The sequence below is a fragment of the Blautia sp. DFI.9.10 genome (assembly GCF_024461705.1).
Taxonomy (GTDB): domain Bacteria; phylum Bacillota; class Clostridia; order Lachnospirales; family Lachnospiraceae; genus Blautia_A; species Blautia_A fusiformis.
Genome location: NZ_JANGAA010000005.1, coordinates 13,240 through 28,072 on the forward strand (window position 1 = coordinate 13,240; position 14,833 = coordinate 28,072).

At 45.1% G+C, this 14,833-nt stretch carries 9 protein-coding genes; 2 read left to right on the forward strand and 7 right to left on the reverse strand.

Annotation, left to right across the window (positions count from 1 at the left end):
- Nucleotides 1-45: 45 nt before the first annotated feature.
- Nucleotides 46-2,184 (reverse strand): ATP-dependent zinc metalloprotease FtsH, encoded by a 2,139-nt coding sequence (gene ftsH, locus NE671_RS04550; protein WP_021651517.1) that lies wholly within the window; start codon nucleotides 2,182-2,184, stop codon nucleotides 46-48.
- Between the two features lie 175 nt (nucleotides 2,185-2,359).
- Here ftsH and NE671_RS04555 point away from each other — a divergent pair, with 175 nt between their 5' ends.
- Nucleotides 2,360-3,844, forward strand: a complete 1,485-nt coding sequence (locus NE671_RS04555) for a DUF1846 domain-containing protein (RefSeq protein WP_256163717.1) — start codon at nucleotides 2,360-2,362, stop codon at nucleotides 3,842-3,844.
- Nucleotides 3,845-3,965: 121 nt separating this feature from the next.
- On the opposite strand, the gene NE671_RS04560 is transcribed toward NE671_RS04555, so the two are convergent.
- The 6 genes from NE671_RS04560 to NE671_RS04585 all read right to left on the reverse strand — a co-directional run bounded on the left by NE671_RS04560 (nucleotide 3,966) and on the right by NE671_RS04585 (nucleotide 13,410).
- Nucleotides 3,966-7,250, reverse strand: a complete 3,285-nt coding sequence (locus NE671_RS04560) for an AAA family ATPase (protein ID WP_256163718.1) — start codon at nucleotides 7,248-7,250, stop codon at nucleotides 3,966-3,968.
- Nucleotides 7,250-8,395 carry an exonuclease SbcCD subunit D gene (locus tag NE671_RS04565; protein WP_129976049.1) on the reverse strand — a complete coding sequence of 382 codons (1,146 nt, stop codon included), beginning with the start codon at nucleotides 8,393-8,395 and terminating at the stop codon, nucleotides 7,250-7,252. Before NE671_RS04565 ends, NE671_RS04560 begins: the two co-directional genes overlap by 1 nt.
- A gap of 191 nt (nucleotides 8,396-8,586) precedes the next feature.
- Nucleotides 8,587-9,750, reverse strand: a complete 1,164-nt coding sequence (locus NE671_RS04570) for an RNA-guided endonuclease InsQ/TnpB family protein (RefSeq protein WP_256163719.1) — start codon at nucleotides 9,748-9,750, stop codon at nucleotides 8,587-8,589.
- The gene (locus tag NE671_RS04575; RefSeq protein ID WP_173740174.1) at nucleotides 9,680-10,336 is read right to left on the reverse strand and encodes an IS607 family transposase; all 657 of its coding nucleotides are present in this window, start codon (nucleotides 10,334-10,336) and stop codon (nucleotides 9,680-9,682) included. The genes NE671_RS04570 and NE671_RS04575 overlap by 71 nt, the downstream gene beginning before the upstream one ends.
- An 81-nt stretch (nucleotides 10,337-10,417) precedes the next feature.
- A complete protein-coding gene (locus tag NE671_RS04580; protein ID WP_129974565.1) occupies nucleotides 10,418-11,452 on the reverse strand; it encodes an aldo/keto reductase in 1,035 nt (344 codons plus the stop codon).
- A 161-nt stretch (nucleotides 11,453-11,613) separates the two neighbouring features.
- Nucleotides 11,614-13,410, reverse strand: coding sequence for an L-fucose isomerase (locus NE671_RS04585; protein ID WP_256163720.1), 1,797 nt, complete (start codon nucleotides 13,408-13,410; stop codon nucleotides 11,614-11,616).
- Between the two features lie 205 nt (nucleotides 13,411-13,615).
- Here NE671_RS04585 and NE671_RS04590 point away from each other — a divergent pair, with 205 nt between their 5' ends.
- Nucleotides 13,616-14,464 carry an AraC family transcriptional regulator gene (locus tag NE671_RS04590; protein ID WP_021651531.1) on the forward strand — a complete coding sequence of 283 codons (849 nt, stop codon included), beginning with the start codon at nucleotides 13,616-13,618 and terminating at the stop codon, nucleotides 14,462-14,464.
- The last annotated feature ends 369 nt before the right edge of the window (nucleotides 14,465-14,833 follow it).

Below are 14,833 nucleotides of genomic sequence, written 5' to 3' on the forward strand. Positions count from 1 at the left end.
ATCATAAGAAAACCGGGATTTCTCCCGGTTTTCTTATGATCTGTTTTATGCCTGTGATCCCGGCTTTTCTTCTGTTTCTGCATGATCGCTATCTGTTGTCTGAGCAGATTCTTCTGTTTTCTCCGGTGCCTGCATATCCTCTGTCAGTTCCTGTCCGGATATCTCCGGTCTGAACTGAACCGATTCTGTACTTTTTGCAGCCTCGTTATTTTCCGCGATCATTTCAATATCCTGTTTATTGGACACTTCTTTTTCATCCTCGGAAAGTACCAGATCATCCAGATTCTCCGGGATATCCAGGCCCTGCTGAACTGCACGGAGGATCTTCATGAACTCTTTACCTGTAATGGTTTCCTTGCGGATCAGATATTCTGCGATCTTATCCATCTCTGTTCTGTGACTTCCAAGGATCCTCTTGGCTTCCTCATAGGAATGGTGGAGAAGCTTCATCACCTCATGATCGATCTCTGTTGCGGTATCATCACCACAGTTTAAAACTGCTCTTCCGCTGAGATACTGGTTCTCCTGTGTGGCAAGTCCCATCAGTCCGAACTTCTCTGACATACCATACTGTGTGATCATGGCTCTGGCCACCTTGGTAGCCTGCTCAATATCATTGGCAGCACCTGTAGTGACTGTGTCAAAAACGATCTCCTCTGCAGCACGTCCGCCAAGATAGCCTACCAGCATAGCTTCCAGCTCTTTCTTGGTGTTGAGATATTTTTCTTCCTCAGGTACCTGCATAACGTAACCCAGTGCTCCCATGGTACGGGGTACGATGGTGATCTTCTGTACAGGCTCCGCATCCTTCTGGAGTGCATTTACCAGTGCGTGTCCGACTTCATGGTAGGATACGATCCGGCGTTCCTGTTTGCTTAAGATACGATCCTTCTTCTCTTTTCCCACCAGAACTACCTCTACGGATTCTTCCAGGTCCTTCTGTGATACAGCTTTACGTCCCTTCTTGACTGCAAGGATCGCAGCCTCATTGATCATATTGGCAAGATCAGAGCCTACCGCACCGGAAGTTGCAAGTGCAATAGCTTCAAAATCAACGGTGTCATCCAGAAGCACGTTCTTGGCATGTACCTTCAGGATATCCACCCTTCCTTTAAGATCCGGTCTGTCAACGATCACACGTCTGTCAAAACGTCCCGGACGGAGAAGAGCCGGATCAAGAACCTCCGGTCTGTTGGTCGCAGCAAGGATCAGAAGTCCCTTGGATGTATCAAAGCCATCCATCTCCGCAAGCAGCTGGTTCAATGTCTGCTCACGCTCATCATTTCCGCCGCCATAGCGGGAATCACGGCTTTTACCAATGGCATCGATCTCATCGATAAATACGATACACGGAGCATTCTTCTTGGCTTCCTCGAAAAGGTCACGGACACGTGAGGCACCCACGCCCACAAACATCTCCACAAATTCCGAGCCGGAAAGAGAGAAGAACGGTACCTGCGCTTCACCTGCAACTGCCTTGGCAAGTAATGTCTTACCGGTTCCCGGAGGGCCTACAAGAAGTGCGCCCTTAGGTAGCTTGGCTCCGATGGCTGTGTATTTTCCGGGGTTATGAAGAAAATCCACAACTTCCTGGAGAGATTCCTTGGCTTCATCCTGACCTGCCACATCCTTAAAGGAAACGCCCGTTTCCTGCTGCACATATGCCTTGGCTTTGCTCTTGCCCACGCCCATGCCCATGATCCCGCCGCCTTTGTTCATGCGGCGCATGGAAAACATCAGAAGTCCGAACAGAAGCAATGTCGGCAGAACCACGCTCAGGATCATTGCAACAAATTCACCAAAAACATCCGGCGGATCGGTCTCAAACTTGATTCCCTTTCCTTCCAGTCTCTTGGTAAGTGCTGTACTGTCTTCGGTCTTCGTGGTGTAATAGCTCATATCCTCGTACTTGGAATTCTTTTTCTTGGGTACGATCGTCAATGTACTGGACTGGATCGTTACTTCCTTAACCTGGTCCTTATCCACCATATCGATAAATTTATCATAGGAGATCTCACTGCTGTTATCCTTCAGCATATTGGTAAACAACGCGAAGCACACCAGTGTGACCAGGAGGCATATCAGAAAAGCCAGAATCGACTGATGATTTTTACCTGATCCCTGCCTGGGATCTTTGTTGTCAGGTCGCTTCCCGTCCTGATCATTATTCAGTTGATTATTCATTTTTTTCCTCCTCTTGTCATTTCTTTATTATAAAGAGAAAAACCATATAAATCAACTGCGAGATTACAAAAATACCATCGAAAAAACACCGCATTGGATATTGCCAGTGAACGTAAAGTTGTAGTATACTGTTCCCAGTGAATTGGAAAATTAAAGAGGAGAGGAAATCAGACAAATGAAAATAGGTTTTGATAATGACAAATATCTGAAAATGCAGTCAGAACACATCCGTGAAAGAATCGGTCAGTTCGGCAACAAGCTTTATCTTGAATTCGGCGGCAAACTGTTTGACGACTACCATGCATCCCGTGTTCTTCCGGGTTTTGAACCGGACAGCAAGCTCCGCATGCTGATGCAGCTTTCTGATCAGGCGGAGATCGTTATTGTTATCAGTGCCAATGACATTGACAAGAATAAAATACGTGGCGATCTTGGGATCACCTATGACGAAGATGTACTCCGTCTTATGGATGAGTTTTCAAGCCGTGGCCTGTATGTGGGAAGCGTATGCATCACACAGTACTCCGGCCAGGAAAGTGCCGATCTCTTCAAAAAACGTCTGGAGAAACTGGGAATCCGTGTCTACAAGCTTTACCTGATCCCCGGCTATCCAAGCAACACTTCCTTTATTGTAAGTGACGAGGGTTATGGAAAGAATGATTATATTGAAACTACCAGACCTCTGGTCGTGATCACAGCACCGGGACCAGGAAGTGGAAAGATGGCAACCTGCCTTTCCCAGCTTTACCACGAATACAAACGAGGAGTAAAAGCCGGCTATGCAAAATTTGAGACCTTCCCGATCTGGAACCTTCCTCTGAAACATCCGGTAAACCTTGCCTACGAAGCTGCCACTGCAGATCTGAACGATGTCAACATGATCGACCCGTTCCATCTGGAGGCTTACGGCAAAACTACCGTCAACTACAACCGTGACGTAGAAGTTTTCCCTGTTGTACAGGCCATGTTTGAGAAGATCATGGGCAGCTGCCCTTATAAATCTCCGACAGATATGGGTGTCAACATGGCAGGTAACTGCATCGTTGACGATGAAGTATGCCAGGAGGCTTCCCGCCAGGAGATCATCCGCCGTTATTATAAGAGCATGAACGCTCTGGTTTCCGGCTCCGGCACAGAGAATGAGGTACGTAAGATCGAGCTTCTTCTCCAGCAGGCTCATGCAGAGATCACTGACCGTAAGGTTGTTCCGGCTGCCCTCGAAAAAGAAAAAGCAACCAATGGCCCTGCCGCCGCTATGGAACTTCCTGACGGAAAGATCGTATGCGGAAAAACATCCGATCTTCTCGGCGCATCCGCTGCGCTTCTTCTCAATGCCCTGAAAGAGCTGGCAGGAATCGATCACGATCTTCATGTGATCTCCCCGGATGCCATCCATCCGATCCAGCAGCTGAAGACCAAATATCTGGGAAGCAGGAATCCACGTCTTCACATTGATGAGATCCTGATTGCCCTTTCCATGAGTGCCGCAACCAGCGATGCTGCACGCCTTGCCCTGGAACAGATCCCGAATCTCCGTGGATGCCAGGCTCATACTTCCGTAATGCTTTCCGATGTGGATGTGATCAGCTTCCGTAAGCTTGGTGTTGAGCTTACCTGCGAAGCCAAGAAGGAACAGAAGAAAAACTATCAGAAAGACTGATCCTCTGATAACATACCTTCTGTATAAATAAAAAGCTATATAAGAAGCTCTGACCAGGACGATACATATATATGTCATCCCGGCCGGAGCTTTTTTATCTTATTCTTATTTTATTTCTGCGTTACTGTATCCGGATACTGCTTCCCACACCTTCTCCGCCACATTGCTTGGTAACGATGATCTTATTGTCAATTCGTTCCTTCAGCTCGGAAACATGGGAAATAATCCCTACCAGACGTCTGCCATCTGCAAGGCTGTTCAGCGCTTTTAATGCCTGCTCCAGAGACTCCTCATCCAGAGAACCGAATCCTTCATCCACAAACATGGAATCCAGCCGGATTCCCCCGGCTGAAGCCTGGATCTCATCGGAAAGTCCCAACGCCAGGGATAACGATGCCTGGAAGGATTCCCCACCGGACAATGTCTTTACGCTTCGTTCCGTTCCGTTATAGTGATCAATGACATTCAGATCAAGACCTGCTTTTTCTTTCTGATTTTTGCTTTGTTCCTGGCGTTTCAGCTCGTACTGGCCGCTGCTCATGGTCATAAGACGGAGATTGGCTCTTCGCAGGATCCGGTCAAAATATGCCATCTGGATATAGGTTTCCAGCTCGATCTTCGCCTTTCCGTTCAGTTTTCCGTTTGCTGTATCCGAAAGATTTTTCATCCAGACATATTCTTTTTCCGCCGCAGTCATTTCCGTCTGACGTACCTGCACTTTCTGATATATTTCCTCATTTCCCTTCTGAACAGAAAAAAGTGCTTTTCGTTTTTCCGAAAGCTGTGTTTTCTCTTCCCTAAAACGGCTGTACTGCTCTCTGAGCGCATCCTCATCTACTTCTCCGATTTCTTTTTTCTGCTCCTCAAAGTTTTTTACAACCGCTGTTATTCTTTCCTTTTCCGCCCGGATCTCCTGTAATTTCTGTTGAGCTCTTCTGCTGCTTTCTTTCAGCTCTTCATACAGCTTCCTCTGTGTTTTTATTTCCTGTTCTAGAGATTCTTTTCCACCTTCTCCGATCTCTTCGTTCAGCTCATCCACTTTCTGTGCTTTGTTCTTCCTCTCTGTTTCCAGACGTACGATGTCCTGTGCAGCTTCATTGATAACTCTTCCCAGTTCTTTCAGAGTCTTTTCTCTTTCTATGATCAGCTTCTCAAGATCCTGTTTCTGTTTTGCTTCTTTTTCCTTTCCCTGAACTTTTTCTGACAGGCAGCTGAGCATATCCTGTATCTGTCTTTCAAATCCTGCAGCTGTGTTGTCCGTCACTTCTCCATTTCCTGCCACCAGACTTTTCTGAATCAGTTTTCGGATCTCTTCTGCTGTTATCTGCTGCTGCTTTTTGTTTTCCACGTCTCTTGTCTGAAGACCGGCCTGTTTTCTGTCACATTGATTTTTCTCTTCCTGTAACTGAACGATCTCTGTTTCCAGCTTTTCGATCCACGTTTCTGTTTCGTTCTTCTTTTTTTTACGTTCTATTGCTATGCGAATCTCTTCCTCGCTGTCTGCCAGCTGCTTTTCACATTGGTCCTGTTTTTCTTTCAGCAAAGGGATCAGCTTTTTCCATACCGTCTCATGTAAAAGCTCTTGTGCCTCCCTCTGGATCTGATGCCATAATGTTTTCTGGCGTTCTTTTCGTTTTCCTGCTTCCACACTCTGCGTATTTGCGTCATTCTCCAGTCTGTCCAGTTTTTGTTTCTCTCTGTCCAGGATTTCCTGATCCACAACCTGTCCTTTGGGAAGTATTCCCGGACGCGGATGCTCGAAAGAACCACATACCGGGCATGGGCAGCCCTCTTTCAGTTCCTGCGCCAGGAGCCCTGCCTGCGCGTCCAGAAAACTCTGAAACAGTTTCTGGTAAACTTCTCTCTGCTTTTGTACTTTTTCAATGGAAATCTTATATTTTTCCTGCTGCTCTTTCGTGGCATTATAAGCCCCTTGAAACTCCTTAACCAGAGCAATCAGTCCTTCTAATTCTTTCTTTTTCCGAAGCCCTTCTGTCTTTTTCGTCTCTGCCTTCTGAAGTTCCAGCTCCGCGCTGTCAAACAGCGCCTTGTCTTTCTTTTGCTGCTCCAGCTCTTCCTTCTGCTGCGTTTCTTTCCGGATGATTTCTTCCTGCCATCCATCTATCTGTTTCTGTTCTTTTTTGATCTCTTCTTCCGTCAGCAGACAGCTGTCATAGCTTCGTTTTTCACTGTCCAGTTTATCGTACTCAAACTTGTATTTTTGTAGTTCTTCTCCTGCATCTGCCAGTATTGAAAGGCGTTTTTTTTCTTCCTCATCTTTTTTCTGCAAAAGCTGCTCTTCGGAAATATCCTTCTCTTTTTTTTCACTGACTGTTTCAAGCTTTCCTTCGATTGTTTCCAGCTCTTTTTTCAGCTTTTCCAGCTCCTGATATTTTTTCAGCTTTTCTTCTTTTTCACGGATCCTGATTCCAAGCTCTTCACATCTGTGATCTGCATCTTTATATTTTTCCGCCTCTTCTACTGCAAGCTGTAGAAGTGGTGTTAATTCTTCCAGATCTTTTTCCGCTTTTTTCTTTTTCAGCTCCAGATTTCGTTTCTGAGCCACAAGATTTTGTGCCTCTTCTGCTTTTCGTATATCCTGATTAAGCGAGTCTTCTTTTTCCCGGAGCTCTTTTTCCTGTGCTTCACCATATTCCAGAAACTGCTTCAGAAGTTCCAGACTCCGCTCCAGTTTTCCCTCGAATTTTATCTTTTTCAGTTCGTCAAATTCCTCTGCCTCCTGCCATGAAGCAGTCTCCGTTTTCACTCCATCCAAATACTGGGCAATACTGCGGCGCATTTCATCATATTCCTTATATCTGGCTATTGACGCATCCTTAAGTTTCATCTGAATCTGCTGATAAAGTCCTGTGTGAAAGAGCTGTCGGAAGATCTCTCCTCTCTGTGTAGTTCCTGCCAGAAGTAATTTCTGGAAATCCCCTTGGGCGATCATTGCGATCTGTGTGAACTGATCATAACTCAGTCCCAGAAGCTGTTCCACTGCCGCAGTAACATCTTTTGCCTTTGTCACCGGCTGACGTTCATCCGGATAGATCAGCTGTGCTTCAGCTTTTCTAAGAGTCTGTCCGGTGCCTCTTTTTTTCGGAGCCATATATTCCGGACTCCGGCGCACGTGATAATTTTTCCCCTGATAGGAAAAAACAAGCTCCACAAAGGTCTCTGTGGAAGGCTCTGCATATTTGCTCCGAAACATGGCCGGATCTCTTACCTCTCCACTGGCTCTTCCATATAACGCAAAGGTGATCGCATCAAAGATCGTGGTTTTTCCCGCTCCGGTGTCACCGGTGATCAGGTAGAGACCTCCCTCTCCAAGCTTTGAAAAATCAATCTCTGTTTTGTCCGCATAGGGCCCGAAGGCACTGATGGTCAGTTTTTCCGGTCTCATTATTTCACCTCCTGGATCTTACGGATCAGGTCTTCGGAATATTTCCGCTGTTCTTCATTCATGGGCTGGTTATTCTGCAGTTCAAAAAATTCCTCAAAATATTCCAGCTCAGATTTCCTTTTCACCGTTTCTGTGCCTGCGATCTCCTGGTTTTCTCTTGTGCGTCGGTTATCATATTCCAGCCTCATCAGATTCGGATAAATAGTACGGAGCTTCTGCATTCCATTTACGATATCTTCTTCATCTGTCAGCGTGATCTGCACATAATCCTCTGTGTTTGTGTCCTGATAACCGGACAGTGATGTGATTTCCATGTATGTGCCCTTCAGTTTTCGCATATCCCGTTGAGGCTTCAGCGGAATCTCCCTGATCTTGAGATTTCCTTTTTCCAGAAGCTCCACAACTGTCGCGGATTTCTGCTGTCCTGCCTCGGAAAAAGAATATTTCAAAGGAGTTCCGCAGTAGCGGATGTGCTCGCTTCCCACATTCTGAGGACTGTGGATATGACCAAGTGCCACATAGTCAAAATCCCGGAACACATCTGCCTCCACCTGGTCGATACCTCCAACGGAAATCTCTTCAGAATCGCAGCGCATTGCACCGACCACAAACTGATGGGCGATCAGTACATTGCGATGACGTTTATCAATCTCCATATGTGCAACTGCCGCCTGCACGGCCTCCTGGTAGGTACGGATCTCATCCACCTCTTCTTCTCCTTCCAGCCCGTGCCTCACAGTTGCCGGACGCACAAATGGAAGCAGATGGATCCACACTTCTCCATAGCTGTCCGTTAAACAGTACTTTTCTGTTTTTCCATCGTATACCGGGGTCATGCAGATCCCACTGCTACTCATGATCTGTGAACCGAAAGCGATCCTTTCCGCACTGTCATGATTTCCGCTGATGGCATACACCGGAATCTTCCTTTCTGCCAACTGCGTAAGAAACCGGTCAAAAAGCTGCACGGCTTCCGCAGACGGAATCGGTCTGTCATAAAGATCCCCCGCAAGAAGAACCCCGTCCGGTGCTTCTTTATCAATGATCCTCAGGATTTCATTCAAAATATATTTCTGATCTTCGATCATGGAAAACTCATTGACACGTTTTCCCAGGTGAAGATCTGATAAATGGATCAGTTTCATCGATCACCTGCCACTCAAAATGTGATTAAACATACTCACATCGAGATAATGCGGATTCTCACGAATACCGCTTACTGTTTCTTTGTGTATGCTTTTGAGTAACCGGAGTTATCTCTACTCACAGATCCTAAGTACACTCCACAGTCGTTAATTCCCGAAATAGCCTTCGGTACATACTTACGTTTGCGGGATCATGCAACTTCGTAAGTCTCTGCATCTCTCAGATTCCGTGCTGCATTGAGATCTCTGTCCTCAATATATCCACATGTGCATCTGTAGATCCTGTCTGAAAGTTTCAGATCTTTTTTAATACAGCTGCAGCAGTGGCAGATCCTGGAAGATGGATACCATCGGTCAACTACCCTCAGTTCGATTCCATATTCAGCACATTTTATTTTCAATTTTGTCCGGAATTCATAGAATTTCTGGGACGCAACTGCTTTTGAGAGATGCCGGTTCTTCATCATCCCGGATATGTTCAGATCCTCGATCGTTATATGAGACGGCTTGGTTTTCACTATCTCAGATATTACCTTGTTGATATGATCTGTACGGATATTTTCTATCCGATGATGAAGTTTCTGTACTTTAAGCTTTTGTTTGCATATATTTGCTCTTTGAGTGGACTCTCCTTTCTTTAAGTTCTCATATTTACGGGAAAGCTTTCGCTGTGCCCGTCTTAATTGTTTCTCAAGTTTTCTGATCCGTGCTGTTTTATTGATATTTCTGTATACAGTTCCATTTGACACAACCGCAAAGTCTTTCAGCCCCAGATCGATTCCGATCCCATCAGTGAAATTTCCATCTGCTTCCGGAGCAGGTATATCGACAAGTGCAGACACATAATATCTGCCTGCTTTCATGGAAACTGCCCCGCTTCGGATCACATATCCATCCTTAGAAGCCGGAATGTAACCTTTTTCTTTCAGCCTTACCCAGCCAAGTGTTGGGATCTTGATCCTGTGACGTTCACAGAGACAGTCTTTGGGATTATTCTTTACAAAATACATTTTTACATCAGATCTTCCTTTTTTCTTATATCTCGGGAAACTAGTCTGATGATGAAAAAATCTTGAAAAAGCGGTACAGGCATTTTCGATTGCATTCTTTACCGATTTGGAACTGACTTCTCTGATCCAGAAATATTCCGGATGCCCTGGAAGGTATTCATTGTTCAGCCATACACTGAACGACTTGCCGCTCATAAATCTTTCACCGGCATCATAACGTTCTTTATTATGAAACAGGTAGAAATTATAAATATATCTGCATGTGCCGATTGTCTTATGTATTTTGATCTTCTGCTCTTCTGTAGGATCGATCTCTGTCTTGAAGCTCTTCAGCAATCTCCTCATCCTTTTCTATCTGTTTTTTATACTTACGAAGTCCATATAATCTACAGGAAAACACATGAAGGATGGAAATAATATCCTGTACAAGTTCTTCCTGTGGTGACAGTTCTTCATTGTTCACCACCAGTATCGTTGTGTGGAATCTCATGCAGAATCTTTCAAACCATTCGTATCCAAAACGGATAAATCTGTCTTTATGCGTGATCACTATGGTTTTGACCTTCTGCTCCATGACTTCGTCCAGTAATCCATTCCATTTCCTGCGGTTATAATCAAGTCCGCTTCCATAGTCTTCAATGCACTGGTCTACGATCATTCCTCTGGCATTACAGAACTGACGCAGAAATGCTGTCTGATTTTGAAGATCATCCCTTTGGTTTTTGGTAGATACTCTTGCATAAATAACAACTTTTCGTTTATCATGTTCTATATTTATACCTTTAAATTGAAGATACTGGTCATATGTGTAATAACGCCTGTCTGTTGGAGTTCGGTTTGCTTTTAAGATTCCCTCTCTGTCCCATCTCTGAAGCGTTTTTACAGAAACACCTAATAATTCAGCAAAATCTTTTGGTTTATAATTTGTGATATTTGATGTGTTCATAATATACCTCCATAAGTACATTTAAACACATTTAATATCTTTTTACAATATATTTAGTTACTTATATCATCCTCCTGCACTCACCCAGCCTCCGAACAGTTCCGGTGCAAGGTCGATCTCACAGGCATCCAGTACATCTTTTAGCTGTGAAGGATTGCTGACACCGGTTACAGGCACAGTCTGGAATGGCTGATGGAAAAAGTATGCCAAAGACAGGGCCTGCAGGCTGTGGCCGGTTTCTTTCTGCAGCTTTAACAGCTTCTGATAGGTACGAAAGTTTGTCTCGTTCCAGTAGGATCTTTTCATACTTTCTGAAAGACCTGTGATCTGTGTTTCCTTCTCCCGCATCCAGGATGCATCCACCTCTGCATCTGTAAAGGAAAGCCCCATTTTCTGAAGTTTTGAAAAAAATCCCATTGCAGTGGAAGAAAACGGAACGGCAGCAGCGCCTGTCTCACAGTGCCACTGATATTCTTCCCTGGAAAACTCCACAAGTGTAGGATCCGGATTTGTATTTCCTCCGGGATTGATTCCTGCAAGACTCCACTGATTGGATACTGCTGTGATCCCTGAAAGATTTCGTTCTCTCAGACACTGAGCAATTTCTTTCAGCCTCTCTGTGCGGTAATTGGAAAATCCATAATAACGGATCCGGCCTTCTTTTTTCAATTCTTCCAGAATATCCACGATTTCCTCCGCCGGTTTCTCCGGATCATCTCTGTGAAGCCAGTAAAAATCCATCTCATCTTTTCCCAGTGTGCGGCAGCTCTCATCCAGGTCCATGCGGATATCTTCTTTGTTCACTCTGCTGCGGCCTGGATCCTCAAAGGAATAGTGCGCGCCCTTCGTTGCCACAATAACTTTTCCCTGCATGCCACTCTCTTTCAGCCATTTTCCTATGATCTGCTCACTGCAGTTTCCATGTCCTTTTAGCCATTTGCAATAGACATTTGCCGTATCAATAAAATTTCCGCCTGCCCATACAAAGGCATTCAGAATCTCAAAGCTTTTTTCCAGGTCTGATTTATCTCCAAATCCTGCTGTTCCGAGGCAGATAGGACTGATGTTCAGCTCTGTATTGTTCAGCTGTATATATTTCATCTACGTAACCTCCCGTATTCATATATATCTTTTTCTATTATAACTTTTTTCCGTAGATCCGAACAGTATATTTCCCAACTATCCATATACTATGGCACAAAAAAATCCTCCGGCACATGCATGCCGGAGGATTTGATATTCCGTTATCTTAACAATATGATTTATTTGTAAAGTGGTCCATAGTTCTTGCAAGCGCGGAAGTCTGCACCCTCTTTTTCCATACCGAATGCGTTCCAAGCTGCCGGACGATAGATATCCTTCTCAGGAACGTTGTGCATGGATACCGGGATTCTCAGCATAGAGCACATTGTGATCAGGTCTGCACCGATGTGTCCGTAGGAGATCGCACCGTGGTTAGCACCCCAGTTGTTCATTACATCGTAAGCTGTTTTGAACGGTCCCTCTTTGCCATCGCATCTTGGAGCGAACCATGTACATGGCCATGTGTAATCTGTACGTTTCCAGAGCTTGTCAGATACCTCTTCCGGAAGGGCTACTGTCCATCCCTCTGCGATCTGAAGAACCGGTCCAAGTCCTTTTACAAGGTTCAGACGGATCATAGTTGCAGGCATCTGAGCACGTGTCTCATAACGGCTGGAGTATCCGCCTCCACGGAAGTATCCGTTGTCGGCCATACACCACTCTGTATTGTCCATGATTGCTTTCTGGTCTGCCTCTGTAACATCCCACCACTGTTTCATAACTGGTGTTCCGTCAGCCTCTTTAGCCTGTCCGTTAGCATCCAGACAAGCAGCACCGGAGTTGATCAGATGAAGGAATCCGCCAGCTTCTTTGGCAACACCCTCAAGGTCATATCCTGTAGCTTTCTTAACTGCCTCCGGGCTCCAGTATGTACGAACATCAGCGAAGATCTGAGCACGTCCTGTAAGAAGTTTCATGAACAGCATTCCAAGTCCGTTGAGAACGTCGTTCTCTGTAGCAAGGATGTACGGCTCACGAGCGCCATTCCAGTCGAAGGATGTGTTCAGCATAGCCTCTGCGAAGTCACCGTTCGGATAGAAGTCTGTCCACTGTCTCTGGCCCTGGAATCCAGCTGCAAGAGCATTGTGTCCGATTGCTTCCTCGGAGAATTCCGGAGCAAGATTATCACAGCCGTTCATCAGCTCTTTGATGATAACTGCCATCTTAACAACAAACTCGAACTGCTCCTCTTTCTTCTCTGGTGAGAACTGAAGCTCTTCCGGGTTCTTGTCCCAGCCGATCTTGCAGGTCTCTTTTGCCCATTTGAGAGCTTTCTCAAACTCTTCGTGATCGTAGATACCCTCTGTCATACGACGGATGATCTCTACCTCATCAACAGACTCAACTCTCATTCCGAGATAGGACTCGATGAAATCAGAATCGATGATAGATCCGCCAATACCCATTGTTACAGAACCGATCTGCAGGTAGGATTTACCTCTCATGGATGCAGCTGCAACTGCTGCACGACCGAATCTTAACAGTTTCTCTTTAACGTCTTTCGGAATGGATGTGTCGTCAGCTTCCTGAACGTCATGTCCGTAGATACCGAATGCTGGAAGGCCCTTCTGTGCATGTGTAGCAAGAACGGATGCCAGATATACAGCACCAGGTCTCTCTGTTCCGTTGAATCCCCATACAGCCTTGATGGTCTGTGGATCCATATCCATGGTCTCAGCTCCGTAGCACCAGCATGGTGTAACTGTAAGAGTGATATCTACACCCTCTTTACGGAATTTATCCGCACATGCAGCGCTCTCACCAACACGTCCGATGGTGGTATCAGCAATAACAACTTTTACAGGCTCACCATTTGAATATTTCAGGTTCTCCTCGAAAAGCTTTGCTGCGGATTTGGCCATGTTCATAGTCTGATCTTCCAGAGATCCTCTTACATCGAGGGCTCCTCTACGTCCGTCGATGGTTGGTCTGATACCGATAACCGGATAGCTGCCTACTAATCTGCTCTTTGCCATAGTAACAATTACCTCCTAAATTTATATTCACTATTATAACTTACTGTTTTTTTACGTTCCAACAACTCCTGTCTGAACTATGCTTTTATTATACGATTGCATCTTTTAAATTACTTGTGTTATAATAGCAAAAAACAGTACAATATTCACTTTTTCATATGAGTTCCTAAAAAAACTATAAAATTTAAGAAAGAAGGGTTGTATTTTGCACGATCTTGGAAGAAATGAGGACAGACTTCGAGGTACCTATGAATTTCCTTTTGAATTCCACCACATTGACAGCAGCCATCCACGCTATGTCATGTCCTACCACTGGCATGTAGAATGTGAAATCATGCGTGTATTACAGGGCACTCTCACCGTCACTTTAGACGAAAAAAGTTTTACAGCAAAAGCCGGAGATGTGATTTTTGTCAATAGTGGAGTTCTGCATTCCGGAATTCCTCAGGATTGTATCTATCAGTGCATTGTTTTTGATATGAACATGTTTCTGAAATTTAATTCCGTCTGCACAGAATATATGCAGAAGATCAGCCACCAGGAGCTTCTGATCTATCACCATTTCACTGAAAAGCAGCCTGATATCCAGAGAGCAGTGAACTCTCTTTTTGATTCTTTCTGGCAGAGAAAGCCAGGATATGAGCTGGTTGTGTTTGGACAATTTTACCACTTTTTCGGATTGGTTTTTGGTAATCATTACTACCTGGAAAGCCTGCGGAAAACCAGACGAGATTACAAGCGCATTGTCCAGCTGAAGCAGGTCGTGGAATTTATTGAAAAGAACTATGCCAGCCCCATTACCCTGCAGGAGCTTTCCGCTTCGGTTTCCATGTCTCCCAAATATTTCTGCCGGTTCTTTTCCGAGATGACGCATCAGACACCAATGGATTACCTCAACCGCCAGAGGATCGAGCAGGCCTGCTGCCAGCTGGCTACCACCGATGATTCCATCACAGAGATTGCCTATCGGAATGGCTTTAATGATCTGAGCTACTTTATCCGTACCTTCAAAAAGTACAAGGGGATCACCCCCGGCAAATATAAAAGACGCTGAAATATTTTTCCACGTCTTAATGGCACATACCAGAGTATTACATGACAAAAAGCAGGATTTCGCACATATTGCGGATATCCTGCTTTTTGAGGAATTGGGCTGTTTTATGTAAATACAGCTTTTTCGGCCTGGCGGAGAACAGTCATGCCGGAACGGATTCCCGTTTTGCAGACGGGCTATGTTCATGTCTTTATGAATACATGCTACTCTTCTGTATGAGAAAAAAAGCCGGCAGGGCAGATTTTCTGCATGAAAAAGCCGACGCAGATCGTGAAGGAGCCTGATCTCTGTTCACGCAGTGACCAGCACCAGATTATGTCTTAATTGAAAGCGGATACGATCATCCACCTCACTGCTTGCTTCTGACCA

Excerpts from the sequence above, each read along its gene's own strand:
- ftsH (WP_021651517.1), bottom strand. The coding sequence starts at position 2,184 with ATGAATAATCAACTGAATAATGATCAGGACGGGAAGCGACCTGACAAC.
- NE671_RS04555 (WP_256163717.1), top strand. The coding sequence starts at position 2,360 with ATGAAAATAGGTTTTGATAATGACAAATATCTGAAAATGCAGTCAGAA.
- NE671_RS04560 (WP_256163718.1), bottom strand. The coding sequence starts at position 7,250 with ATGAGACCGGAAAAACTGACCATCAGTGCCTTCGGGCCCTATGCGGAC.
- NE671_RS04565 (WP_129976049.1), bottom strand. The coding sequence starts at position 8,395 with ATGAAACTGATCCATTTATCAGATCTTCACCTGGGAAAACGTGTCAAT.
- NE671_RS04570 (WP_256163719.1), bottom strand. The coding sequence starts at position 9,750 with ATGAGGAGATTGCTGAAGAGCTTCAAGACAGAGATCGATCCTACAGAA.
- NE671_RS04580 (WP_129974565.1), bottom strand. The coding sequence starts at position 11,452 with ATGAAATATATACAGCTGAACAATACAGAGCTGAACATCAGTCCTATC.
- NE671_RS04585 (WP_256163720.1), bottom strand. The coding sequence starts at position 13,410 with ATGGCAAAGAGCAGATTAGTAGGCAGCTATCCGGTTATCGGTATCAGA.